This is a genomic window from Caulobacter sp. FG121 (assembly GCF_057809815.1).
Genome location: NZ_JBMDKR010000001.1, coordinates 601,653 through 625,795, shown reverse-complemented (window position 1 = coordinate 625,795; position 24,143 = coordinate 601,653). Strand labels below are relative to the sequence as shown.

Here is a 24,143-nt window from a genome sequence, read left to right as displayed (position 1 = left end):
CAATCATGACCGTTGTAATTGACCGGACCACGCCCCCCAGCGCGGCCAAAAGCCCGGGTCCGGTCAGTGCCGCCGCTCTGGCCCGTCGCAAGGCGGATCAGGGCGGCGGTCTCTATAAAAAGCGCGTCCCGATCTACCCCAAGCTGGTTCACGGCAAATGGCGGACGATCAAGTGGGCGATGCTGATCGCCACCCTGGCGGTCTACTACGTCGTGCCGTGGATCCGCTGGGCCCGGCCGGGCGCCTTGCCCGACCAGGCGGTGCTGGTCGATTTCACGGGCCGCCGGTTCTACTTCTTCTTCATCCAGCTATGGCCGCAGGAGGTCTATTTCATCACCGGCCTGCTGGTGATGGGAGCCCTGGCGCTGTTCCTGGTCACGGCGCTGTTTGGCCGGCTGTGGTGCGGCTACACCTGTCCGCAGACGGTCTGGACCGACCTGTTCATCGCCGTGGAGCGATTGTTCGAGGGGGACCGCAACGCGCGGATGAAACTCGACGCGTCGCCGATGTCGTTCAACAAGCTCTGGCGCAAGGTCGGCAAACACGCCGCCTGGCTCGGCATCGCCTTCGCCACCGGCGGGGCCTGGATCTTCTATTTCCACGATGCCCCGACGCTCATTCGCCCCTTCTGGATCGGTCAGGCCCCTCTGACGGCCTACATCTCGTGCGGGCTGCTGACGGCGACGACCTATGCCCTCGCGGGCACCATGCGCGAGCAGGTCTGCACCTACATGTGCCCCTGGCCGCGAATCCAGGGCGCGATGCTCGACGAGCATTCGCTGCAGGTGACCTATCTGAGCGACCGCGGCGAACCGCGCCGCCCCCACAAGAAGAACGAGTCCTGGGAAGGCCGCGGCGACTGCGTCGACTGCAACCAGTGTGTCGTGGTCTGTCCGATGGGGATCGATATCCGCAACGGCTCGCAGCTTGAGTGCATCAACTGCGGTCTCTGCGTCGACGCCTGCGACGCGATCATGGACAAGATGGAGCGGCCGCGCGGCCTGATCGCCTACGATACCGACCACGCCGTCGTCAGCCGCAATGCGCAGCAGAAGGTGGTCTACAAGCCCATCCGCGCCCGGACCATCTACTATGCGGTGGCGCTCACCCTGGTCAGCTCGGTCATGCTGTGGGGCTTCCTGCAGCGTACGCCGGTCGATCTGCACGTGCTGCGGGACCGCAACCCGACCTTCATCCGGCTGCACGACGGGTCCATTCGCAACGCCTACACCCTGAAGATCACCAACCGCAGTTTCGAGCCGCAGACCTATGAGGTCGCGTTCTCGGGCATCGCGCCGGTGACCCTCAAGACCCCCGGCGAGTCGGCCTCGGCCCAACGCCTGACGGTGCTGGTCCAGCCTGACGAAGTCCGGGCCATGCGGGTCTTCGTCAACGCCCCCGCGGCGTCGCTCAATGCGACGAGCATGCCGGTGATTTTCTCGATTAGATCAAAGTCGGTCTCGACCGAGACCCGTACGGTATTCCTCTCAGGAGAGGCGAACGCACGATGACCCAGCTGGCCGACACCCCCGGATTCACCATCAAGGGCTGGCACGTCCTGCTCGGCTTCATCGCCTTCTTCGGCATCGTCATCGCCGTCGATGTCAGCTTCGCCATGGCGGCCTACAAGACGTTTTCCGGCGAGGCGATCCACGACCCCTATGAGGCCGGCATCCTCTACAACAACACCCTGGCCCAGCGTCATCGCGAGGCGCAGCTGGGCTGGAAGGCGACCATCGCCGAACAGGGCGACGTCGTCGTGGTCCGTGTCGCCGATCGGACGGGCAAGGCCATCGAAGGCCTGAGCGTCTCCGGCGTGCTGGTCCGGCCCGCGACGGTGAAGGGTCAGAAGACGCTGCGCTTCACCGCCGACGGATCGGGCGGCTATCGCGCCGATACCGCTTCGCTCGACGGCGCCTGGGACCTGCATGTCATCGCCAGGGGCACGGCAGGGGCCGTATTCGAGGCGGATCGGCGGTTGGTGCGGCCGTGACCATAGCCTTGGCTCCGCGTGATCTTTCGGCCTTCGTCACCCAGGACGACGCCGACCACGGGCGGGTCGAACTGCTGGTCACGGGCGCGCGTTGCGCCGCCTGTATGGCGAAGATCGAGCGGGTCGCGGCGGCCGCGCCCGGCGTCGCCGCGGCGCGATTCAATCTGACGACCGGCAAGCTGGCCGTCCGGTTCCTCGGCCCATCCGGCGATCCGGGCCTGATCATCGACGCGCTGGAGAAGGAAGGCTATCCGGCCACGCCTTTTGATCCGGGCAAGGCCGAAGCGGCGCACGACAAGGAGGGCCGGATGCTGGCCCTGGCGCTGGGCGTCGCGGGATTCGGCGCCGGCAACGCCATGATGTTCACCGTGCCCGTCTGGGCCGGCATCTTTGGCCAGGAGATGGATCCGTCCACGCGCCAGCTGATGTACTGGTTCGCGGCGGCGGTCGCGACGCCCTGCGCGCTGTTCGCCGGCCAGCCTTTCTTCCGGTCGGCCTGGGCCTCGCTGCGCAAGGGCAAGGCGAACATGGACGTGCCGATCTCGATCGGCGTTATCCTGACCCTCATCGTCAGCTTCTCCGAAACGATCCAGAACGGCCCGCACGCCTATTTCGACGCGGCCGTCACGCTCCTGTTCCTGCTGCTGATCGGCCGCTATCTCGACCACAAACTGCGGGCGAGGGCGCGCAGCGCGGCCCGCGACCTGCTGGCGCTCCAGGCGCCGGTGGCCACGCGTATCGATGACCTGGGCGTCGAACGGACGATCCCGGTCGGCGAGGTCGAGGTCGGCGACTCTCTCGTGGTCGCGCCGGGCGACCGGATCCCCGTCAACGCCATAATCGAGGCCGGCGGCTCCGATCTCGACAACGCCCTTATCACCGGTGAAACGGCCAGCCTGATCGTTGGACCGGGCTCGGTGGTCAACGCCGGCGCGCTGAACCTCTCGGGCCGGCTGGTCCTGCGGGTTCTGGCCCGCTCGGAGGACTCCGCCATCGCCGCCATCGCGCGGCTGATGGAAGCCGGCGCCCAGAGCCGCTCCAACTATGTCCAGCTGGCTGACAAGGCCGCCGCCCTCTACGTCCCGGTCGTCCATACCCTGGCGGCCCTGACCTTCGCGGGCGGCTGGGCTCTTGGCCTCGAACCGCGTGAGGCGCTGCTGCGCGCGGCCGCGGTGCTGATTGTCACCTGTCCCTGCGCCCTCGGGCTCGCGGTTCCAGCCGTCCAGATCGTCGCGTCCGGCCGACTCTTCCGCAAAGGCGTGCTGGTCAAGACCGGCGCGGCGCTCGAGCGACTGGCCGAGGTCGACCACGTGGTGTTCGACAAGACGGGCGTGCTGACCGAAGGCCGGCCGATGCTGCTGGACGCCCCACCGCAGGTGCTGGCCATGGCCGCGCCGCTGGCCCGCGCCTCGCGTCACCCGCTTGCGCGTTCGCTCGCCGAGGCCGCCGGCTGCGGCGACGTGGCCACCGAGGTCAACGAGGTCGCGGGTATGGGTGTCGAGGGCGTCATTGACGGCCGCCGCGCCCGTCTCGGCCGCGCCGCCTTCCTGGGTGTTGAGGCCCGCCACGCTGACGAAACGGAGCTGTGGTTCGGCTTCGACGGCGACACCCGGGTCCGCTTCACATTTGAAGACCGACTGCGGCCCGACGCAGCGGCGGCCGTCGCACAGCTCAAGGCCATGGGTCTGACGGTCGAGGTGCTGTCCGGCGACGTCGCCGGTCCGGTCCTCCGCGCCGCCAACGAGGCAGGGATCGATCTCTGGAGCGCCGGCCTGACGCCGTTCGACAAGGTCGCCGTGCTCGATCGCCTGAAACAGGAAGGCCGCAAGGTCCTGATGGTCGGCGACGGCCTCAACGACGCCGCCGCCATCGCACGCGCCCACGCCTCGATGGCGCCCGGTTCGGCGGTCGACGCCAGCCAGAATGCCGCCGATCTGGTTTTCTCGGGCAAGCTGCTCGACGCCATACCGTTCAGCGTCCGGGTGGCCCGCGCGGCGCGGCGCCGGGCGATGGAGAACTTCGCCTTCTCCGCCCTCTACAATGTTGTGGCGGCCCCGGCGGCGATGTTCGGCTTCGTCAATCCGCTGGTGGCGGCTGTGGCCATGTCCGGCTCGTCCCTGGTCGTGACGCTGAACGCCCTGCGCATGAATCTGACGGGAGGCCGCCGATGACCATCGTCCTGCTGCTGGCGCCGTTCTCGCTTTTGCTGGCGCTCACGGGTCTGGCCGCGTTCTGGTGGACGATCCGGTCGGGCCAGTACGACGACCCCAAGGGCTCCGCGGCGCGGATTCTCGATGATCACCTGATCGACGGGCCTGATCAGGAAGTTTGACACAGATCAGGGTGAGATCGGCCCCGCACGGCACATTGGCGCGACTCTCACAGGATGCCGCCATGTCACTGGCCGACTCGACGCTGACCTTCGATTCCCGTCGCCAGCATCTGCTTGAGCGCTACGACGGCAGCGTGCCGCGCTACACCAGCTATCCGACGGCGGTGGAGTTCTCGAACGCGGTCGACGAGGACATGGTCGCCGGCTGGCTCGGCGAGGTGTCGCTTGAGGAGCGGTTGTCGGTCTATGTCCACGTCCCGTTCTGCAAGCGGCTGTGCTGGTACTGCGGCTGCAACACCCGGGCGGTGCGCAATACCAGGCTGATCAGCGACTACATCGCGTTTGTCGGGGAAGAACTGGCGCTGCTCGAAAAGGCCCTGCCGGGTCGCCCGCATGCCGGCGCGATCCATCTGGGGGGCGGCACGCCCAACATGCTGTCGCGTGAGGACATGGGCAGCCTGTTCCGCGCCCTGCGTCACGTCTTCAAGGTTTCGCCCGGCGCGGAGATCGCCGCGGAGCTGGATCCGTCGGTGCTGACCCGCGAGTGGGTGACTGCCGCGGCCTTCCACGGCCTCACCCGCGCCAGCATTGGCGTCCAGGACCTGTCGCCGCATGTGCAGCAGGCGGTCAACCGGATCGAGTCCTTCGAGATCGTCGAGCGGGCCGCCGGCTGGTTGCGTGAAGCGGGCATCGCATCGATCAACCTGGACCTGATGTACGGCCTGCCGCGCCAGCGGACCGAGGACGTGCTGAACACCCTCGACAGGGTTCTGACGCTGCGTCCGGAGCGTCTGGCCCTCTTTGGTTACGCGCACGTGCCCTGGGTGAAGCCGCACCAGAAGCTGATCGATCAGACTGAACTCCCGGGCGCCGCGGAGCGGCTGGACCAGAGCGAGGCCGCGGCGGCGAGGCTCGAGTCCGAGGGCTATGTCCGGATCGGCCTGGATCACTTCGCACTGCCGGACGATCCCCTGACCATCGCGCTGAAGAAGGGCGCCCTGCGTCGCAATTTCCAGGGCTATACCGCCGACCCGCACATGACCCTGATCGGTCTGGGCGCTTCCTCGATCAGCAGTTTGCCGCAGGGCTACTACCAGAACGATCCGACCGAACTGGGCTGGCGCCGCCGCCTGCAGGAAGGCCGGCTCCCCGTGGTGCGCGGCATCGGGCTGACCGACGAGGACCGGTTCCGCGGCGACATCATCGAGACCCTGATGTGCCGCAAGACTGTCGACCTGAACGCGGTCTGCGCCAGCCACGGCCGCTCGGTCGGGGAACTCCGGCCGGAACGGGAAACACTGGCCGCCATGGCCGCCGACGGTGTCGTCGCCCTGTCCGGCGATACGGTCGCGCTGACGCCCCTGGGACAGCCCTGGCTCCGGTCGGTGGCGCGGGTTTTCGATCTGCGCAGCGGATCGCAATCCCGATTCTCGCGGGTGCTCTGAGCCGCTGGCCGCGATTGTCGCGGCGTCGTGACGTCGGGTCATACTTTCCGCGCACGTAAGACACGTTCATGATCCGCCTCAACAAGGGTCGCCCGGGCCATCACCCGAGACCGGCCTCGACGGGAGTTGGACATGCACGATCTGGTCATCCGCAACGGGCGGGTCATCGACGGCGCCGAGACGCCGGCCTTCACCGCCGACATCGCCATCGACGACGGTCGCATCACCGCCGTCGGCGTGGTGTCGGGAAAGGGTCGCCGCGAGATCGACGCCGCGGGCAAGATCGTCACGCCCGGCTGGGTCGACATCCATACCCACTATGACGGCCAGGTGACCTGGGACCCCTACCTCTCGCCCTCCAGCTGGCATGGCGTGACCACGGCGGTGATGGGCAACTGCGGTGTCGGCTTCGCCCCGGTGAAGCGCGACCGGCATGACTGGCTGATCGAGCTGATGGAAGGCGTCGAGGACATCCCCGGCTCGGCCTTGGCCGAAGGCATCAGCTGGGATTGGGAGACCTTTCCCGAGTATCTTGACAGCCTCGACGCGCAGGCGCGGGTGCTGGACGTCGCGACCCAGGTGCCGCACAGCGCGGTGCGGGCCTACGTCATGGGCGACCGCGGCGCGCGAAACGAGGACGCCACGCCGGACGATATCGCGGCCATGTCGGCCATCGTCGCCGAGGGCGTCGCGGCCGGCGCGCTGGGCTTCTCCACCTCGCGCACCGTGGTCCACACGACCAAGGACGGCACGGTGATGCCGGGCACCACGGCGGCGGCTGACGAACTCCTTGCCATCGGCAAGGCCATGGCGGCCGTCGCGCCCGGCGTGTTCGAAATGTCCTCCGACATGAACCCCGCCGACCGCGAGTTCGAGTGGATGCGCGCCATGTCGATCGATACCGGCGTGACCGTGACCTACAGCCTGCTGCAGTCGCCTCTGCAGCCGGGCAACTGGATCAAGCTGCTTGAACTGACGCGCCAGGCGCGGGCCCAGGGCGCCAGCATCGCCGCCCAGATCGCCTGCCGCCCGACCGGCCTTGTGCTCGGCTGGCAGAGCACGATCCATCCCTTCGTCGGTCGCCAGACCTATCGCGACATCGCCGCCCTGCCGTTCGAGGAGCGCCTCGAGAAGCTGAAGGATCCGGCGGTGCGCGCCGCCATCCTCGCCGATCCGAGCCGCAAGATGGGCCCGCTCGGCGCCATCATGACCCAGGGCTTCGACCGCATGTTCCGGCTGCAGCAGCCGGACGGCGGCCTCGACTACGAACCCCGCGCCGAGGACTCGATCAAGGCGCTCGCGGAAGCCAGCGGCCAGGCGCCGGATGCCGTCGTCTATGACATGCTCATGGAGAACGACGGCCGCGGCTACATCTACCTGCCGCTGCTGAACTACACGGAGTTCAACTTCGACCACATCCACGCGATGATGCACGATCCGAACACCGTGCTGAGCTTGTCTGACGGCGGCGCACATTGCGGCGTGATCTGCGACGCCAGCTTCCCGACCTACATGCTGACCCACTGGGTTCGCGACCGGAAGCGCGGGCCGACCTTGCCGCTCGAGAAGGTGGTCGCCATGCAGACGCGCGACACGGCCCGGCTGTACGGCCTCAACGACCGCGGTGTTCTCGCCGTCGGCATGAAGGCCGACGTCAACGTCATCGACTTCGAGCGGCTGGCGATCCAGCCGCCGGAGATGGTCTTCGACCTGCCGGCCGCCGGGCGGCGGATGATCCAGCGGGCGGAAGGCTACGTCGCCACCATCGTCAGCGGCGTGGTCACCTACGAGAACGGCGAGGCTACCGGCGCGATGCCCGGCAAGCTGATCCGTGGCCGGCAGGAGCCTGCCCTCGCCATGGCCGCCGAATAGACACCTCATTCTTCAACCGATCACATCGAGAACACCCATGAAGGTCGCCGCCGTCAAAGCCCCGGGCGGGCTGCAGAACATCGCCATCGAAGAGCGTGACCGGCCCACGCCGGGACCGGGCCAGATCCTCGTCCGGGTCCGCGCCAGTTCGCTGAACTTCCACGACTTCGCCGTCGTCGCGGGCATGATCCGCGTGCCGGACGGCCGGATCCCGATGTCCGACGGGGCGGGTGAAGTCGTCGAGCTTGGCGCCGGCGCTTCGCTGTTCAAGGTCGGCGATCAGGTCCTGTCGACCTTCTTCCCCAACTGGGCCGGCGGCGGACCGACCCTGCCGCGCCTGCTCGGCGTGCCGGGCGACAGCGCCGAAGGCTTCGCGGCCGAGTATGTGGCGATGCCCGAAACGGCCTTCACCCGCATCCCGAAGGGCTGGACCCCGGCCCAGGCGGCGACGCTGCCCTGCGCGGCGCTGACGGCCTGGCGCGCCCTGGTGGTCGAAGCCGGCATCAAGCCCGGCGATATCGTCCTGACCCAGGGCACCGGCGGCGTGTCGATCTTCGCTCTGCAGCTGGCCAAGGCGGCCGGCGCGACGGTCATCGCCACCTCATCCTCGCCCGAGAAGCTGGCGAAGCTGAAGGCGCTCGGGGCCGACCACCTGATCAACTACAAGGAAGAGACCAACTGGGGCGCGGCCGCCATGGCCCTGACCGGTGGACGCGGCGTCGACGCGGTGGTCGAGATCGGCGGGCCCGGCACCATGGGTCAGTCGATCCAGGCCTGCCGGATCGGCGGGCACATCTCGCTGATCGGCGTCCTGACCGGCGTCTCGGGTGACATCCCCACCGCGCTGGCCATGTCCAAGAACGTCTGCATCCAGGGCATCACCGTCGGCTCTCGCCAGGACCAGGAAGAGATGATCGCGGCCATCGAGGCCAACGGCATCGTGCCGGTGATCGACTCGACCTTCCCGCTGGACCAGATCGCGGCGGCCTTCGCCCACCAGATGTCGCAGAAGCACTTCGGCAAGATCTGCCTCGAGTTCTGATCGACGAAACGCGCCGGACGCCGCTGCCCCGAAAGGGCCGGTTGGCTGTCCGGCGAAGTCGCTCTATCTGATGCGGCGAGACTTCGGGGGCTACCATGAACCGCTTCGTCCTGCTTCTGGCCGTCCTGGCCCTGTCCGCCTGTTCCACGGCCACCGGCAAGGCTGCCGCCGCGCCGCCGACGACGGATCCGGCCACCGCGCGCGCGCTGACAGAGGGCGGCGTGATCGGCTATGTCGACGCCCCGACCGGCGCCCATGTCTGGCGCGCCATTCCGTTCGCGGCCCCGCCTGTCGGCGATCTGCGCTGGCGCGCGCCGCGCCCGCCGGCGTCGTGGACGGCCCAGCGCGTGTCGACCAAGGCGGCCCCCTGGTGCCCGCAACAGCTCAGCGCCCTCGACGGCGTGCCCAAGGAGAAATGGGGCGACATCGTCGGCCAGGAGGACTGCCTCTATCTCGACGTCTACGCCCCGCCGATGGCGGCTGACGCGGCAGCCCAGGCAAAGTTGCCGGTGATGATGTGGATCCATGGCGGATCCAACACCTGGGGCCGGGCGGAACAGTATGACGGCGCCGCCCTGGCCGCCCGCTACAAGGTCGTGGTCGTGGTGATCCAGTACCGCCTGGGCGCCCTCGGCTGGATGGCGATGGATGCGCTGCGCCAGGGCGGGACCTTGCCGGAAGACGCCTCGGCCAACTTCGGCACGCTGGACCAGATCCGTGCCCTGGAATGGATCCGCCAGGACATCGGCGCCTTCGGCGGCGACACGAGCCGGGTGACCATCTTTGGCGAGAGCGCCGGCGGCCAGAACGTCGCGACCCTGCTGACCAGCCCCCGCGCCAAGGGCCTGTTCCAGCGCGCGATCATCCAGTCGGGCTCGTTCCGCTCGACGCCGATCCAGGAAGCCGAAGGGCTCGAACAGTTCCCGCGCGCCGAGTCCGGCGTCACGCTGGCGCCGAAGATCGTCGGCGAGGGGAATCCGATCACCGGCGCGGCCCTGCGCGCCGCGCCGGTCAAGGCGATCTACCAGGCCTACAAGACGCCTGACGAGCAGCTCGACCCGATCCGCATCATCGCCGACGGTGTCGTGGTGCCGGCGGGCGGCGTGGACTCCGTGCTGGGCGATCCGGCGGCGTTCAACGCCGTCCCGGTGATCACCGGAACCAACCGCGATGAGCTCAAGCTGTTCAACGTGCTCAACCCGACCTTGGTGAAGATGGTCCTCGGCAAGCTGCCGATGGCCCGCAAGCCCGGCTTTTACGACGCGATCTCCAGCTATCCCAGCCGCATGTGGCGGGTGAACGCGGTCGACACGCCGGCGGCCCGGATGACAGCGGGCGGTCTCCCGACGGTCTGGGCCTATCGCTTCGACTGGGACGAGGAGGGCAGGGTGCTGGTCAGCAACCTCGGTCGCCTGCTCGGCGCCGGCCACAGCATGGAAATCCCGTTCGTGTTCGGCCACTTCGAGCTGCTCGGGGCGTTCGACAAGTTCGCCTTCACCAAGCACAACGCGCCCGGCCGCATCGCGCTCTCGGATGCGATGATGAGCTACTGGGTCAACTTCGCCGCAACGGGTGCGCCGGGCCGGGGCGTCGACGGGACTCTGCCGGAATGGAAGCCCTGGTCGAACGCGCCCGCGGCGGAGCGGCTGATGATTTTCGACAGCCCGAAGGGCGGCGGCTGGCGCATGAGCAGCGACCGCGAGACCAGCCAGCGCATCGTCGCGGACCTGCTGGCCGACAAGCGCGTCAAGACCCAGGCCCAGCGCTGCGATATCCTGACCCGCGTGGCGCGGGACAATCCCGAGCTCGGGCCGGTCATGGCCGCCCGCTGTCCGCGTGGACTGGAAGCCGGCCCGCCACACTGACGGCGGGCGTCAGATCGTCCGGGCCGTCTCGGCGGCGAGCGCCAGCAGCCAGGCGACCGGGCCCGTGTCCTGTTCGCCCTGGCGCACCACGGCGCCGATCTCGAACGCCTGCGGCGGCGTAGCGGGTTCCACGACCACGACCCGGCCCTTTTCGACGGCCGACTGCGCGAACCGGCGCGGGAGCAGCGCGGCCATGTCCGTCTGCACCACGATGCTGAGCGCCGAATAGGAGTCCGCCACGGTCACCGGCCCGTCGAAGTCGCTGATGCTGGTGGAGCCCAGGGCATAGTCCTCGCTCCAGGCGGAGATGCGCAGGAGGTGCAGGTTGCGCTGGTCGGCGCGTGGATCCCGCACCGGCTGACCCGGCGAGACCAGCAGATGGGGCAGCCCGATGATGTCGTCGACCGACATGCCCGGCCGGGCCGCCGGGTGCCCTGACCGGACGACCCAGACGCCCTGTTCGCTGAACAGGGGACGATAGGCAAAGCGCTCCGGCACATGTTCGAACCCGGCGATGACCATGTCGATGTCGCCGCGGTCGAGCGCCGCGGTGACCGGCGCCTCGATGTTGCGGATGCGCAGGCGGACGCCCGGCGCCGTCTGCAGAACCCGCCCGACCAGGGCCGGCATCAGCACGGCCCCGGTGTAGGGGCCTGCGGCGATATTGAATCGCCGCTCCGTGGTCGCCGGGTCAAACACCGGCGGCGACACGGCGGCCTCCAGCAGCTTCATCGCCTCCCGGACAGCGCCGCCCAGCTCCAGCGCGCGCGGCGTCGCCTGCAGGCCCGTGGGACCACGCGCGAACAGCTCGTCGTTCAGGGCCAGGCGCAGTCGCGACAACGAGTGGCTGACCGCGGACTGGGTCAGACCCAGGCGGTGCCCGGCCCGTGTCGCGTTGCCTTCGGCCAGCAGGGCTTCGAACACCCGCAGCAGGTTCAGGTCGAGGGATTTGAAATGAACGTCATTCATGATCGGCGTGACAACATATCATTTTGATCATGTGGCGGGCGAGAGGTATTGCAGGGGCCCTGCCTGCGCCTCCGCGACGCGGGTCACCGGACATCGAAAGAGTCGTCACGGCGCCCTTGTTCGGGATCGCCGCGCATGGACGTGGAGCGACGAGTGAGCGACGCCGAAGGATACCAGGCCATCGCGGACGCCGACGAGGCCGCTGCCGCGAAGGAGCACCGTCGCGACCTGACCGACCGGCTTCGGCTGCCGCTGATGATCGGCGGACCGCTCATCGTGCTGGCCATCGTCGCCTGGTTCATCCTGACCGGCGGCCACTACCAGTCGACCGACAACGCCTATGTCCAGGTGGCGCGCACGCGGATCAGCTCCAGCGTCGAGGCCCGGGTCGTGGAGGTGGCCGTCCACGAAAACCAGTATGTCAAAAAGGGTCAGGTCCTGCTGCGGCTCGACTCGGCCGAACTGGCGGTCTCCGAAGCGGAAGCCCAGGCCGCGCTGGCCACGGCCCGGCTCCAGGCCCAGAGCGCCGAAGCGGTCTACCGCCAGCGGCTGATCGACCAGTACGCGATCAAACAGACCGTCGCCTATACCGGGCGTGAAGCGCGCCGCCAGCAGGACCTTGCCGCGATCGGCGCCGTGACCCAGGCCCAGGCCGCCGAAGCCGTTCACGCCTATGACACGGCCCGCTACCAGCAGGCCCAGGTCGAGCAGACCCTGGCGGTCGCGCTGGCCGAGATCGGCGGCCGTCCGGGCCTGCCGGTCGACCGTCAGCCGCGTGTGATGAGCGCACGGGCCGTCGTCGACCGCGCCCGCCTGAACCGGGGCTACGCCGTCATCGTCGCCCCGGCCGACGGCGTGGTGACCAAGGTCGAGCAGATCCAGGTCGGCGACCGCGTCGCGCCGTCGCAGTCCCTGTTCTGGCTGATCTCCGGCCAGCCGTGGATCGAAGCCAACTTCAAGGAAAACCAGCTGGCTCACATGCGGGTCGGCCAGCCGGTGACCATCACCGTCGACGCCTGGGATCAGAAGCTCACCGGCCATGTCGCCAGCTTCTCGCCGGGCACGGGCTCCAGCTTCGCCCTGTTGCCGGCCGAGAACGCCACGGGCAACTGGGTCAAGGTGGTCCAGCGCCTTCCCGTGCGCATCGAACTGGACGGACGGTTCCCTCGCCTCAGCGCCGGCCTCAGCGCCCGGGTCAAGGTCGACGTCCGCGACCGGTCCGCGCCGCGATGAGCGCCGCCCGCAACGGGCGGGACGACGCCGGTAACCGGGGACCCATCACCGTCGCCATCATGCTGGCGACGATCATGACCTCGCTGGACACGACGATCGCCAACGTCGCGCTGCCGCACATCCAGGGCAGCGTCTCGGCTTCGGCGGAGCAGATCACCTGGGTTCTGACTTCCTATATCGTCGCCTCGACCATCATGACGCCGCTGACGGGATTCCTCGCCGACCGGCTGGGCCGCAAGATGCTGCTGATGGTCTCGATCATCGGCTTCACCGTGGCCTCTATGCTGTGCGGCGTGGCCAACAGCCTGATCGAGATCGTCCTGTTCCGGCTGCTGCAAGGCATCTTCGGCGCGACCCTGATCCCGCTGTCCCAGGCGGTGCTGCTCGACATCAATCCGCCCGAGAAGCACGGCCAGGCGATGGCCGTCTGGGGCGCGGGCGCGGTGCTCGGCCCGGTCATGGGACCCGTCCTCGGCGGCTGGCTGACCGACAATCTCGACTGGCGCTGGGTGTTCTTCATCAACCTGCCCATCGGCCTGCTGGCCTTCGCGGGCGTGTTCCTGTTCCTGTCGGAGAAAAAAGGGCTGGTGAAGAACAAGCTCGACATTCTCGGCTTCGCGACCCTGTCGCTGGCCATCGGCGGCTTCCAGATGATGCTCGACCGGGGTCCCGGCCAGGACTGGTTCGGCTCGGCGGAGATCTGGACCTATCTGGTCATCGTCATCATCACCCTTTGGATTTTCGGGGTGCAGATCGCGACGGCGAAGAAGCCGTTCGTCGACCGGGCCCTGCTGAAGGACACGAACTTCGTCATCTGCTGCGTGTTCGGCTTCTTCACCGGGGTGCTGATGTTCAGCGTCCTGGCCCTGTTGCCGCCGATGATGCAGACGGTGCTCGGCTACCCTGTGGCCTATGCGGGCCTGATCAGCATGACGCGCGGCATCGGCTCCTTCCTCTCGATGATGTTCGTCGGCCAGCTGATCGGCCGGGTGAACATCCGCGCCATCCTGGTCTCCGGCCTGGCGATCAACACCATCGCGCTCTGGCAGATGGCCCATTTCTCGCTGGGCATGGACTCGGGTCCGATCGCGATTTCCGGCTTCCTGTCGGGTCTCGGAACGGGCCTGATCTTCGTGCCCCTCAGCACCATCGCCTTCGCCAAGGTCGAGCCGCACCTGCGGGCTGAAGGAGCCGGGGTCTACACCCTCGTGCGCAACATCGGCTCGGCGGCCGGCATCTCGATCATGCAGGCGCTCTATGTCAGCGGCATCGAGAAGCACCATTCGGCGATGGTCGAGCACGCCCGGCCCGACAACCCCCTCTACCAGGCCTACCGGCCGGAGATCTTCAGCTCCGAGGCCGCGATCGCCGCCTTCAATGGCTTCATCGGCCAACAGGTGCGGATGCTGTCCTACATCGACGACTTCCGCCTGATGGTCGTCCTCAGCCTCATCTGCGCGCCGTTGATCCTGCTGATGCGCTCACCCCGCAAGCCGCCTTCCGGAGAAGCCAGCCATGCCGCGATCGACTGACGCCATGAGACGCCTCCTTCTCGCCGGCGCGGCAAGCCTGGCCCTGACGGGCTGCGCCACGGTCGGCCCGAACTTCGTCCGGCCCGTCGCGCCGACGACGACCGGATACGCCATGTCCGGCGACGCGCCGGTCGAGGGCGCCCGGGCGGTCTCGCTGGCCGACGGTCGGGGCGCCTGGTGGTCGGCCTTCAACTCGGCCGATCTGGACCGGATCATCCGCCAGGCGCTGGCGGACAGCCCGACCCTTGCCGAGGCCGACGCCCGGCTGGCGGCCTCCCGCGAGGCCCTGGCTCAGGCGCGGGGCGGCGGCCTCCCGCAAGTCGATGCCGTGGCCGGGGTGAAGCGCCAGCGCGCCAATCTCCAGTCGTTCGGGTTTTCGGACTTCGGCGGTGTTTCCGTCAGCAATCCGACATTCAGCCTCTATTCGATCGGCGGCGCGGTCCGCTACGACCTCGACCTGTTCGGCGGCGAGCGTCGCCGGGTGGAGGGGGCGACGGCCCGGGTCGAGGCCGAGGCGCGGCGGGCGGAGGCGGCCTATCTGACGCTGACGGCGAACGTCGCGCTGCAGGCGGTGACCATCGCCACGCTCGACGAGCAGATTGCCGCCACCCGGCGGATGATCGAGGCGGATCAGGCCAGCCTCGACCTCGTCCACCGCGCCATCGCGCTTGGCGGATCGACCTCGGGAGCCCGGGTCGAAGCCAGCAAGCAACTGCTGGAGGATCAGGCCTTGCTGCCGCCGTTGCAGGCCGAGCTTGCGGCGGCGCGCCATGCGCTGGCGCAGCTGGTGGGCAGGGCGCCCGGCGACTGGGCGGCGCCGGGCTTCAGTCTCGACGGCTTTGCCCTGTCCGGCCCCGTGCCGGTGGCCTTGCCGTCGGAACTTGTCCGTCAACGTCCGGACATTCTCGCGGCCGAGGCCGATCTGCACGCCGCGACCGCCGACGTCGGGGTCGCGACAGCCGACCTCTATCCCAAGCTCAGTCTGACCGGGTCGTTCGCCCAGGGCGCGCTCAAGCCGATGGACCTGTTTTCCTATGACGCCAGCGGCTGGGACTTCGGCGCGGGTGTGACCGCGCCGCTGTTTGACGGCGGCGTGCTCCGGTCACGCAAGCGCGCGGCCCAGGCGACAGCGCTCGCGGCCGACGCACGGTATCGCCAGACGGTGCTGGCGGCCTTCGTCCAGGTCAGCGACGCGCTGCAGGCGCTGGCCGCGGACGACGCCGCGATCGCGATCCAGCTGCGCGCGCAAACGGATGCTGACGACAACCTTGGGCTCGTCCAGCAAGCCTACCGGCGCGGGGGCGATACGCTGGCAGGCGTCCATGAGGCCGAGCGACGTCGCGGCGAGGCGGCCGCCGATCTTGCCCGGGCGCGCGGCCGGCGTCTGGCTGACGTGGTGCGGCTTTTCGCGGCGACCGGCGGCGACTGGCGCGCTGACTGAACGGGTGCGGATTTCGCCTGTCAGCCGAAACTCCGCCAACCTGACCGTGAAACGGTGTTCAGTGGAACAGGGTTAACGGCGGAACGGGGGCCGACGACAGATGCGCGGGTGGACACCGATCCTCGGAGCGACCTCCGCGGCCATGATCGCCGTCGCCGTGCTCGGTGGTGACGCCGCGCGCGCGGGCGGCGGCGAGGACTGCCCGCCCAACCCCGTGCCGGGCCAGTGCTACGAAAAGGTTCTCGTGCCCGCGCGCTACCAGACCTACGCCCAGCAGATTCTCGACGTCCCGGCGCGCAGCGGCGTGCGCACCGTGCCCGCTGTCTACGGCGAGGAGGTTCGCCAGGAAATGGTGCGGCCCGAGCATGTCGAGACCTGGACGGTCCCGGCGACCTACCGGACCGTCTACGACACCGTCGTCGTGCAGCCGGCGTCATACCGGCTCGAGACGGTTCCTGCGGTTTACGACACCGTCACCGAGCGCGTGCTGATCCGCGCGGCCCATACCGAATGGCGGCGCGGCGAGCTGATCGAGAACCGGCCGACGGCGCCGGACGCGACCCGGGTCCTGCCGACCGGCGAGGTGCTGTGCCTGATCGAGGTGCCGGCCGAGTACGGGCTGGTCTCGCGGCAAATTCTCAGAACACCGGCGCGCACCGTGCGGGTCGAGGTCCCGGCGATCACGCGCACCGTCGCAAGGCAGATCATCGACTGCCCGGCCCATGCCGAAAGCCGCGTCGTAGCCGCGGAATACCGCCTGGTTCGCGTACGGGTGCTGATCCAGCCGGAGCGTCAGGAGGCCTGGTCGACCCCGGCGGTCTACCGGACCGTCACCGCGCAGAGGATCGTCAGCGAAGGCCGTTTCGAATGGCGGGTCATTCGCTGCGAGGACGGACGACCCGTCACGCCCCGCCCTTACGCGGGAGCCGGATCGCCCCCCTACAGCCCGACGCCGCAGGGGTACAACGGCTACCCCTGATCCCTATTCGGTGAAGGCCAGGTCCGCGTCCAGGATGAAGTCGACGAGGGTGGTCGGCATCGGGCTGGATTTCCGCCCGGCCAGCGGCGCGACGGTGATCTCGAGCCGGATTCCGCCGCTGTCCGAAGCGCGCCAGATGTTTTCGAGCTGGATGCGGAAACGCTGCGACTCCATGGAGTGACCGCCCATCGGGACGAGGAAGATCGCGTCCTTGAACACCTCGGTCCCGTCGCGGCGGGTCCGCGCGGAAAACTTGACCATCGACGCCGCGTGCGGGTCGGGGATGACTTCCAGATAGCCCGTCGCCGCTTCGGCCCTTGCGTTGGCGAGCGCCGCGGAAATGTCGACGAACGCCGACGCCGGCCCCATCTGCTGCATGGACCAGCTGTAGGACTTGCGGCGCAGGATCGGTTTACCGGGGCCGACCGCGAAGGCGAGCGGCGGCGTCGGATCGAACTGATAGCCATAGCCGAACGGGGCCGTATCGACGGTTGTCTGCGCCAGGACGGCAGGGACGGGCTGTCCCATGGGGTCGAGGAAGCCGCCGAGCGACTCGTTGCGCCAGGCCTTGGGATAGACCTGGCTGCCGTGCTTCTCCCGCCAGAGCGTCCAGATGCGATCGATGTTGGCGTGATGCATCCAGAAGATCGGATCGTTCGGCGACCGGTCCAGCTGGCCCATGTCGCCGCCCACGAAGCCGTGGATCAGGTTGTGGCCGCCCCATTCGGCGGACCCGGAGAAATAGCGGCGCCCCTGATTGCCGTCGGTCTGGTCCCTGAGGCCGCGGGGCCTGCCGAAAAAGGTTCCGAAGTCGTCCGTCAGGCGGCCGTTGAGCCACTGTCCGTTCTCGGTCAGGAAGTGGATGATGGTGTCACCGGCCAGCGCCTCCCGGCCCGGCACGGAGAAGACGGGGTCGTTCAGGAACAGATCAGGGATACGGTCGTCGTCCCAGTCCCAGAAGGGCAGGGCGAAATTGGCCCGGCCGCTGATCTTCGCCACCTGCCGTTCGAACCAGACCAGTTGAAGCCGGTGCCAGGGCAGGAAGCGCCAGGAGGAATGGTGCCGGTGCCGCATGTCGGCATGCAGCGCGATCTGGGCGTCCCAGGCCCCGGTTCTCCGCATCACGGGGATCGCCCGACGCAGCGCCTCGATATCGGGGTCGTTCCGGCTCAGTGACGATACGGGCTTGCGCATCCGAAGCGCCTGGGCGGCGGCGGGGCGCGCGGCGCCCGCGACCAGCCCCGCGGCTCCCATACCCCGCAACACGGTTCGACGATCAAGACCCATGGAAGCCACCCCTTTGCGCGACATTCGTCAGGGGAGGGGCGCCCATGTCAAACGGCATCGCGCGCAGGGTGAGCCACGACAGCGCTCGTCGACCCTGGAGGCGGTGATCATTCCCCGCTTTCGGGGATTGATCGCGCCTCCGGGGTTTTCACAGGATCATTATTCCCCATTCAGGTGCATTCACACCAAGGCCGCTTGACCGATCCCCTATGGTTAATCATCGTTACCCGAGGCTGGACCTCGTCCGTGCGTTCTCGCAGGCGGGTAATGGAAACATTGGGTCGAAGACCCGTTTGAGGGGTGCTGACGTGAAGAACAAGATTATCGCAGGCGTAGTCCTGGTGCTTGCTACCGCCGCCGCCGGGGGCGCATTCGCCGCCAACCCGTACGGCCCGCCGCCGCCGCCGCCCGGTGGTGGCTATGGTCCCCCGCCGCCCCCGCCGCCGCCGAGCTCGATCGACTGCCTCTGCACGCGGTCGGTTGTGTTCTACGGCCCGTCGGCCTCCTGGGGCGACATCCGCGTCCGCGCGCCGGGCGTCCGCGTCTATGGCACGCCGGTTGAAGTGGCCACCGGCCGCATCGACATCCAGGGCCCGCCCGTCTACGTCGACGCGCCCCCGATCCACATCCAGGCGCCGCAGATCTACCTGCAACGTCCGCAAGTGTACGTCCGCCCGTCGACCGTGACTGTCGATGCGCCGGAAATCCACTTCTCGGGCTGCGCCGAAGGCGAACGCTGCGAGCCGGCGCCGGCTCCGCACCCCTAAGGGGTCGCGACAGCGACAAGACGACGGATCGGCCGGGCCAACGCCCGGCCGATTTCGTTTGGGCTATCGGTTGAAAGCGGCCGCTTGGTCAGCGGGTGCAGAAGTCGCGGGTTTCCCGGGCGAGTGGAAGGTCGCCGCCGGCGAGCGCCGTCTTGACGGCCTCATCGCATTTCTTCTCGCTGAGCAGGCCCGTGACCTTTACGCGCAAGGCTTTGCGGACCTCCATCTCGGCACGCAGTCGCCGGGCTTCCTTGCGGTCGGCCGGCAGACAAATCGACAGCCAGTTGGCGTCGGCGCAGCTGGCGATCAGCTTGGCCTGGCGCGCCGCTTCAGCCTTTTCGACTTCGCTGGCCGGTGCGACGGCGGGCAAGGCCGGCGGCGCGACCACCGGCGGCGTTGTCGTCACGGGGGCCTTGCCATCCGGTGTGACCAGCAAGGTGACCGACGGCATCTGGTAGTGGCAGACCCAGCCACTCGGCGTCATCTCGCACGATTGCAGGGCCGCCTGACTTTCGGCGGCGGCGGGCTCGGCGGCCAGGGCCAACAGGAGCGCAATCATCGTCAACCTCGAGGGCGAGTATCGCCCTGCCCGGATCATATCGCCGTTCATCGTTCACGCCGAAACCTTTCTGCCTGCGGGCGACGGGAGAAAGTCCGACGGAGCACCGCGCAGTCGCGGGCCGTCGGTAAAATTGTCGTTCAGGGACGCTAGGGAACCCTGCGGCGGCGCTTGAATCCCTAGCGGGTATTGCCGACGATGGCCCGGAACGAGGGGCCGGCCACGTCAGTCGCGCCTCCGCAGGATCAGGGACGAACCAATGACCTCAGCGCCTTCTCCGGAAGCCGCCCGGACCGTCGACGCCGTGGTCGTCGGCGCGGGCTTCTCCGGCCTCTACATGGTCCACCGCCTCCGCGAGGCCGGCTTCAGCGTCCAGGGTGTCGAGGCGGCGAAGGACGTCGGCGGCACCTGGTACTGGAACCGCTATCCCGGCGCCCGCTGCGACATCCCCAGTCTCCTGTATTCCTACACCTGGTCCGACGAGCTTCGCGAAACCTGGCGCTGGAGCGAGAAGTACGCGACCCAGCCGGAGATCCTCGCCTACGCCGAGCATGTCGCCGACCGCTACGACCTGCGACCTGCCTTCCTGTTCGAGACGAAGGTCGTCTCGGCGGTGTTCAACGCGGAGACCGGCCGCTGGCGGGTCGAGACGGACCAGGGCCAGGTGTTCGACGCCCGGTTCTGCATCATGGGCACGGGTTGCCTCTCGGTTCCGCGCGTGCCCGACATTCCTGGCGCGGCCAGCTTCAAGGGCGAGGCCTACGTCACCGGCCAGTGGCCGCACGAGGGCGTCGACTTCAAAGGCAAGCGCGTGGCCATCATCGGCACCGGCTCCTCGGCCATCCAGTCGATGCCGCTGATCGCCAATGACGCGGCCCAGGTGACGGTATTCCAGCGTACGCCCAACTTCAGCCTGCCGGCCCTCAATGCGCCGCTCACCGACGAAGAGATCGCCGCCTTCAACGAGGCCTTTCCGATCTACAAGGCGCTGCTGGAAAGCGGTGAGCCGGGCCTGCCGCTGCCACCGAAGGGCTGGGTCCCGACCGACGCCGAGCTGGCCGCCCTGGTCGAGCAGCTGTGGAACGGCGGTGGGCTGATCTCCGCTGTGATGATCCCCGACCTCGTCAAGAACGAGCGGATCAATGACGCCGCCGCCGACTTCGTCCGGGCCAGGATCCGCGAGATCGTCAAGGATCCGGTCCTGGCCGCGAAACTCAGCCCCGACAGCTTCCCGCTGGCGACCAAGCGCGCCTGTGTCGATACCGACTACTTCGCCAGCTACAACCGCGACAAGGTCACCCTCGTCGACCTGCGCGAAACCCCGATCGAGGCGATCACCGAAACCGGCGTTCGCACGTCCGACGCGGAATACCCGGCGGACATCATCGTCTACGCCTTGGGCTTCGATGCCATGACCGGGGCGCTGCTGAACATCGACATCCGCGGCCGCGACGGCCTCGCCCTGCGGGACGTCTGGCGGGACGGGCCGAAGACCTACCTCGGCGTCGCCGTGGCCGGCTTCCCCAACCTGTTCACCGTCACCGGTCCCGGCAGTCCTTCGGTGCTCAGCAACATGCTCAACTCGATCGAGCAGCACGTCGACTGGATCTTCGACGCCATCCAGCATGTGCAGAAGACCCAGTCGGCGCTGATGGAAGCTACGCCCCAGGCCCAGGACGACTGGGTCGCCCATGTGAACGATGAGGCCGAGAAGACGCTCTATCCGCGGGCGGCGTCCTGGTATGTCGGCGCCAACGTGCCCGGCAAGCCGCGCGTGTTCATGCCCTACGTCGGCGAGGGCTACAAAAAGCGCTGCGACCAGATCGCCGCCGACGGCTACGTCGGCTTCGCCCTCAGCCGGTGAGCGTCATGGCCATCCTCGACATGGAGTCCTACCTCGGCTGGAAGATCGACTTCCGCCATCCGGACGGCGAGCCCGCGCTGGTCGGGCCGGGCTCCATGCACTGGCGCGTCTACAAGAACCCCATCGCGCTGGCGATCGGCGGCGTGGCGGCGGTGCTGCTGGAGTTCGCCGACGCCCGCATCCGCTCCGGCGTCTGGGATCACTCGACCTACAAGGTCGATCCGATCGGCCGGTCCAAGCGGACAGGCGTCGCGGCCATGGTCGGGGTCTATGGTCCCCAGAGCGCCGCGCGGCGGGTGATCCAGGGCGTGACCAACATGCATTCCCGGGTAACCGGCGAGACACCCGCGGGCGAGGCCTACAGGGCGCTCGATCCGGACCTGCTCGACTGGGTCAGCGCGACCGCCGGCTATGGCTTTCTCAACGCCTACGACCGGTTCGTGTCGCCCCTGACCGAAGCCGAGAAGACCCGCTTCTACGAAGAGGCCGGCCCCGTCGCGCGGCTGTACGGCGTGCAGCGTTCGCCGGCGTCGACGGCCGATTTCATGGCGATGATGAACGGCCTCGTCGACCGCTTCGAACCGCACCCGATCGTCGGCGAATTCCTGGCCATCATCCAGTCGGGCCAGGCTGCGCCCGGCACGCCGAAGATGCTGCATCGGGCCCTGGCGCGGGCGTCTGTGTCGCTGTTGCCCCCGATTGTCCGCCAGAAGCTGGCGCTGGGCCGTGAGTATGATCTGTCGACCACCGACCGCATCGCACTGAAACTGGCCGGCGCCCTGGCAGAGCGGGTCGCGATCCCCGGCTCGCCGCCCAGCGACGCCAGCCTGCGCCTCGGCCTGCCGGCCAATTTCCTCTACCGGAGCAAGGCGGAGCAGACTCGGCTTCTGGCGGCGCGCACCGCGACCACGCTCGAACCCGCTACGGCCTGACCGCTACCGCCCGGTGAAGACCGGGGCGCGCTTTTCGAGGAAGCTCGCGACGCCTTCCTTGTGATCCTCGGTGCCCATCAGGGCGCGGATCGTCTCGATGGCCCAGCCTCCGAGGTCGCGCGGGTCGCCGTAGGTCCCGCGCCGCAGCCCTTCCTTCATGTAGCGCAGGGCCAGCGGGGGGTTACAGGCGATGCGGGCCGCCATCGCCCGGGCGCGGGTCATCAGGTCCTCATGCGGCGTGACCTCGCTGACCAGCCCGATCCGCAGCGCCTCGGCGGCGTCGATGATGTCGCCGGTGAACAGCAGTTCGGCCGCCTTGGCCGGACCGACGATCGAGGGCAGGCGGTAGAAGCCGCCGACATCGCAAACCAGGCCGCGCTTGATGAACATCTCGCTGAAGCGGGCCTTCTCCGAGGCGATGCGGATGTCGGCGTAGAGCGCCAGTTCCATGCCCCATCCGACGGCCGCGCCGTTAATCGCCGCGATCACCGGCTTGTCGCATTCGAGCGCCGCCATGGCCGCGGGGGTCGGCTTGTGACGCACCACCGGCGAGCGATCCTTCGACACAGCCCTGGGCCCGGCCATGATCTCGCGCACGTCGTCGCCGGAGCAGAAGGCCGGGTCCGCGCCCGTGACGATCACGCACCGCACGTCGCTGTCGGTCACGGACCGGCGGAAGGCCGCCTCCAGCCGGTCATAGGCGTCAAAGTTCAGCGCGTTGCGCTGCTCGGGCCGGTTCAGGGTAATGGTCGCGACGTGATCGGCGACCTCATAGGTCACGCTCTCGGCGGCGGCGGACTGGCTCATCTTCGTTTCCCCACGCCGGTTTGCGGCCTTGTTGGGAACAGGATGCGCGCCCGCGCGGCCCGTCTCAATCGGGAAAATCGGCTGTCCCGACGTAAGGGCTTGTGGCGCCGGAAGGGAAAGCGGCCATGGTGCGGGCGCAAGAGGATTCCATCATGACCGCCACCGCGCCCCCCGTCCGCGACGTGACCCCGGCCCACTACTTCGACCCGGCTCCGCTGGAGGCGTGGCTGCGTCGCGAGGTCGAGGATTTCGGCGACGCCATGATCGTTCAGCAGTTCCAGGGCGGGGCCTCGAACCCGACCTTTCTGCTGACGACTCAGACGCCGGACGGTCCGCGCCTCTACGTCCTGCGCAAGAAGCCGCCGGGCGTCCTGCTGGCCAGCGCCCACCAGGTGGACCGCGAGTACAAGGTGATGAAGGCGCTCGACGGCCTCGTGCCCGTGCCGAAGATGCGCGCCCTTTGCCTGGATGAGGCGATCATCGGCACGGCCTTCTACGTCATGGACTATCTCGAGGGCCGCATCTTCCGCGACGCCATGCTGCCCGGCATGGAGCCCGCCGAACGCGCGGCGATCTATGACGACCTCAACGCAACGCTGGCCAAACTTCACAAGGTCGACTTCGTCGCCGCCGGCCTCGGCGACTTCGGCAAGGCCGGCGGCTATTTCGAGCGTCAGGTCAGCCGCTGGACCAAGCAGTACCGGGGCGCCGAGAGCGAGCTGATTCCGGAGATGGAAGCGCTGATAACGCAACTGCCCGGGCGCATCCCGAAGGATGACCCGATCTCCATCGCCCACGGCGACTACCGGCTCGAGAACGTCATGTTCCACCCAACGGAGCCGAAGCTGATCGCGGTGCTGGACTGGGAGCTGTCGACCATCGGCAATCCGCTGGCCGACATCGCCTACAACGCTTTCCTGTGGCGCTCTCACGGGGCGTCGTGGGGCACGCTGCAGGGCGTGGACTTCGAAACCAGCGGCATCCCGAGTGAAGCGGACTACGTGGCCGCCTACTGCAAGCGCATGGGCCGGGGGCCGATCGAGGACTGGCCGTTCTACATGGCGTTCTCGATCTTCCGCCTCGCCTCGATTTCACAGGGCGTCTACCGCCGGGTGCTGGCCGGTAACGCCGCCAGCGAGCGTCCCGCCGAGAACGGCACGCCCCATCTCGCGAAACAGGCACTCGAAATCCTCGAAGGCCGCGACTGATCTTCAGACCCTGAAG

20 protein-coding genes are annotated in these 24,143 nt (G+C 68.4%); 16 read left to right on the top strand and 4 right to left on the bottom strand.

Features of this window, described 5'->3' with window-relative positions:
* Window positions 1-5 precede the first annotated feature (5 nt).
* The 8 genes from ccoG (at window position 6) to ACODSL_RS03265 (ending at window position 10,549) form a co-directional block, all read left to right on the top strand.
* A complete protein-coding gene (ccoG, locus tag ACODSL_RS03300) occupies window positions 6-1,511 on the top strand; it encodes a cytochrome c oxidase accessory protein CcoG (RefSeq protein ID WP_488899202.1) in 1,506 nt (501 codons plus the stop codon).
* Complete coding sequence (locus tag ACODSL_RS03295; protein ID WP_488899201.1) at window positions 1,508-1,993, top strand: FixH family protein; 486 nt, start codon at window positions 1,508-1,510, stop codon at window positions 1,991-1,993. The genes ccoG and ACODSL_RS03295 overlap by 4 nt, the downstream gene beginning before the upstream one ends.
* Before the next feature lie 8 nt (window positions 1,994-2,001).
* Complete coding sequence (locus tag ACODSL_RS03290) at window positions 2,002-4,164, top strand: heavy metal translocating P-type ATPase (RefSeq protein WP_488899200.1); 2,163 nt, start codon at window positions 2,002-2,004, stop codon at window positions 4,162-4,164.
* A complete protein-coding gene (gene ccoS / locus ACODSL_RS03285) occupies window positions 4,161-4,325 on the top strand; it encodes a cbb3-type cytochrome oxidase assembly protein CcoS (protein WP_488899199.1) in 165 nt (54 codons plus the stop codon). Before ACODSL_RS03290 ends, ccoS begins: the two co-directional genes overlap by 4 nt.
* A gap of 62 nt (window positions 4,326-4,387) precedes the next feature.
* On the top strand, window positions 4,388-5,770 hold the full coding sequence (gene hemN, locus ACODSL_RS03280) for an oxygen-independent coproporphyrinogen III oxidase (RefSeq protein WP_488899198.1): 1,383 nt from the start codon (window positions 4,388-4,390) through the stop codon (window positions 5,768-5,770).
* Between the two features lie 132 nt (window positions 5,771-5,902).
* On the top strand, window positions 5,903-7,642 hold the full coding sequence (locus tag ACODSL_RS03275) for an N-acyl-D-amino-acid deacylase family protein (RefSeq protein ID WP_488899197.1): 1,740 nt from the start codon (window positions 5,903-5,905) through the stop codon (window positions 7,640-7,642).
* A gap of 37 nt (window positions 7,643-7,679) precedes the next feature.
* A complete protein-coding gene (locus tag ACODSL_RS03270) occupies window positions 7,680-8,684 on the top strand; it encodes a zinc-dependent alcohol dehydrogenase family protein (RefSeq protein ID WP_488899196.1) in 1,005 nt (334 codons plus the stop codon).
* Window positions 8,685-8,779: 95 nt separating this feature from the next.
* Complete coding sequence (locus ACODSL_RS03265) at window positions 8,780-10,549, top strand: carboxylesterase/lipase family protein (protein ID WP_488899195.1); 1,770 nt, start codon at window positions 8,780-8,782, stop codon at window positions 10,547-10,549.
* A gap of 9 nt (window positions 10,550-10,558) precedes the next feature.
* On the opposite strand, the gene ACODSL_RS03260 is transcribed toward ACODSL_RS03265, so the two are convergent.
* Window positions 10,559-11,518, bottom strand: a complete 960-nt coding sequence (locus tag ACODSL_RS03260) for a LysR family transcriptional regulator (protein WP_488899194.1) — start codon at window positions 11,516-11,518, stop codon at window positions 10,559-10,561.
* 153 nt (window positions 11,519-11,671) lie between these two features.
* Between ACODSL_RS03260 and ACODSL_RS03255 the strand changes: the two genes are divergently transcribed.
* From ACODSL_RS03255 to ACODSL_RS03240, 4 genes are all read left to right on the top strand, one after another.
* Entirely contained in the window at window positions 11,672-12,751 is a 1,080-nt protein-coding gene (locus ACODSL_RS03255; RefSeq protein ID WP_488899193.1) for an HlyD family secretion protein, read from the top strand.
* The gene (locus ACODSL_RS03250) at window positions 12,748-14,283 is read left to right on the top strand and encodes a DHA2 family efflux MFS transporter permease subunit (RefSeq protein ID WP_488899192.1); all 1,536 of its coding nucleotides are present in this window, start codon (window positions 12,748-12,750) and stop codon (window positions 14,281-14,283) included. The genes ACODSL_RS03255 and ACODSL_RS03250 overlap by 4 nt, the downstream gene beginning before the upstream one ends.
* 4 nt (window positions 14,284-14,287) lie before the next feature.
* Window positions 14,288-15,724 carry an efflux transporter outer membrane subunit gene (locus ACODSL_RS03245; protein WP_488899191.1) on the top strand — a complete coding sequence of 479 codons (1,437 nt, stop codon included), beginning with the start codon at window positions 14,288-14,290 and terminating at the stop codon, window positions 15,722-15,724.
* Between the two features lie 100 nt (window positions 15,725-15,824).
* Window positions 15,825-16,703, top strand: coding sequence for a hypothetical protein (locus tag ACODSL_RS03240; protein ID WP_488899190.1), 879 nt, complete (start codon window positions 15,825-15,827; stop codon window positions 16,701-16,703).
* Window positions 16,704-16,706: 3 nt separating this feature from the next.
* On the opposite strand, the gene ACODSL_RS03235 is transcribed toward ACODSL_RS03240, so the two are convergent.
* Complete coding sequence (locus ACODSL_RS03235) at window positions 16,707-17,990, bottom strand: tyrosinase family protein (RefSeq protein ID WP_488899189.1); 1,284 nt, start codon at window positions 17,988-17,990, stop codon at window positions 16,707-16,709.
* 308 nt (window positions 17,991-18,298) lie between these two features.
* Here ACODSL_RS03235 and ACODSL_RS03230 point away from each other — a divergent pair, with 308 nt between their 5' ends.
* Window positions 18,299-18,757, top strand: coding sequence for a hypothetical protein (locus ACODSL_RS03230; RefSeq protein WP_488899188.1), 459 nt, complete (start codon window positions 18,299-18,301; stop codon window positions 18,755-18,757).
* A gap of 88 nt (window positions 18,758-18,845) precedes the next feature.
* On the opposite strand, the gene ACODSL_RS03225 is transcribed toward ACODSL_RS03230, so the two are convergent.
* Window positions 18,846-19,316, bottom strand: a complete 471-nt coding sequence (locus ACODSL_RS03225; protein ID WP_488899187.1) for a hypothetical protein — start codon at window positions 19,314-19,316, stop codon at window positions 18,846-18,848.
* 259 nt (window positions 19,317-19,575) lie between these two features.
* Between ACODSL_RS03225 and ACODSL_RS03220 the strand changes: the two genes are divergently transcribed.
* Window positions 19,576-21,180 (top strand): flavin-containing monooxygenase, encoded by a 1,605-nt coding sequence (locus ACODSL_RS03220; RefSeq protein ID WP_488899186.1) that lies wholly within the window; start codon window positions 19,576-19,578, stop codon window positions 21,178-21,180.
* A gap of 5 nt (window positions 21,181-21,185) precedes the next feature.
* Window positions 21,186-22,112: an oxygenase MpaB family protein gene (locus ACODSL_RS03215; protein WP_488899185.1), complete on the top strand. Its 927-nt coding sequence runs from the start codon at window positions 21,186-21,188 to the stop codon at window positions 22,110-22,112.
* A gap of 3 nt (window positions 22,113-22,115) precedes the next feature.
* On the opposite strand, the gene ACODSL_RS03210 is transcribed toward ACODSL_RS03215, so the two are convergent.
* On the bottom strand, window positions 22,116-22,919 hold the full coding sequence (locus ACODSL_RS03210) for an enoyl-CoA hydratase/isomerase family protein (RefSeq protein ID WP_488899184.1): 804 nt from the start codon (window positions 22,917-22,919) through the stop codon (window positions 22,116-22,118).
* A gap of 152 nt (window positions 22,920-23,071) precedes the next feature.
* Between ACODSL_RS03210 and ACODSL_RS03205 the strand changes: the two genes are divergently transcribed.
* The gene (locus tag ACODSL_RS03205) at window positions 23,072-24,127 is read left to right on the top strand and encodes a phosphotransferase (protein WP_488899183.1); all 1,056 of its coding nucleotides are present in this window, start codon (window positions 23,072-23,074) and stop codon (window positions 24,125-24,127) included.
* Window positions 24,128-24,143: the final 16 nt, after the last annotated feature.

Coding starts and splice junctions, on each gene's coding strand:
- ccoG (WP_488899202.1), top strand. CDS start 6: ATGACCGTTGTAATTGACCGGACCACGCCCCCCAGCGCGGCCAAAAGC.
- ACODSL_RS03295 (WP_488899201.1), top strand. CDS start 1,508: ATGACCCAGCTGGCCGACACCCCCGGATTCACCATCAAGGGCTGGCAC.
- ccoS (WP_488899199.1), top strand. CDS start 4,161: ATGACCATCGTCCTGCTGCTGGCGCCGTTCTCGCTTTTGCTGGCGCTC.
- hemN (WP_488899198.1), top strand. CDS start 4,388: ATGTCACTGGCCGACTCGACGCTGACCTTCGATTCCCGTCGCCAGCAT.
- ACODSL_RS03275 (WP_488899197.1), top strand. CDS start 5,903: ATGCACGATCTGGTCATCCGCAACGGGCGGGTCATCGACGGCGCCGAG.
- ACODSL_RS03270 (WP_488899196.1), top strand. CDS start 7,680: ATGAAGGTCGCCGCCGTCAAAGCCCCGGGCGGGCTGCAGAACATCGCC.
- ACODSL_RS03265 (WP_488899195.1), top strand. CDS start 8,780: ATGAACCGCTTCGTCCTGCTTCTGGCCGTCCTGGCCCTGTCCGCCTGT.
- ACODSL_RS03260 (WP_488899194.1), bottom strand. CDS start 11,518: ATGAATGACGTTCATTTCAAATCCCTCGACCTGAACCTGCTGCGGGTG.
- ACODSL_RS03250 (WP_488899192.1), top strand. CDS start 12,748: ATGAGCGCCGCCCGCAACGGGCGGGACGACGCCGGTAACCGGGGACCC.
- ACODSL_RS03245 (WP_488899191.1), top strand. CDS start 14,288: ATGAGACGCCTCCTTCTCGCCGGCGCGGCAAGCCTGGCCCTGACGGGC.
- ACODSL_RS03240 (WP_488899190.1), top strand. CDS start 15,825: ATGCGCGGGTGGACACCGATCCTCGGAGCGACCTCCGCGGCCATGATC.
- ACODSL_RS03235 (WP_488899189.1), bottom strand. CDS start 17,990: ATGGGTCTTGATCGTCGAACCGTGTTGCGGGGTATGGGAGCCGCGGGG.
- ACODSL_RS03225 (WP_488899187.1), bottom strand. CDS start 19,316: ATGATTGCGCTCCTGTTGGCCCTGGCCGCCGAGCCCGCCGCCGCCGAA.
- ACODSL_RS03220 (WP_488899186.1), top strand. CDS start 19,576: ATGACCTCAGCGCCTTCTCCGGAAGCCGCCCGGACCGTCGACGCCGTG.
- ACODSL_RS03215 (WP_488899185.1), top strand. CDS start 21,186: ATGGCCATCCTCGACATGGAGTCCTACCTCGGCTGGAAGATCGACTTC.
- ACODSL_RS03210 (WP_488899184.1), bottom strand. CDS start 22,919: ATGAGCCAGTCCGCCGCCGCCGAGAGCGTGACCTATGAGGTCGCCGAT.
- ACODSL_RS03205 (WP_488899183.1), top strand. CDS start 23,072: ATGACCGCCACCGCGCCCCCCGTCCGCGACGTGACCCCGGCCCACTAC.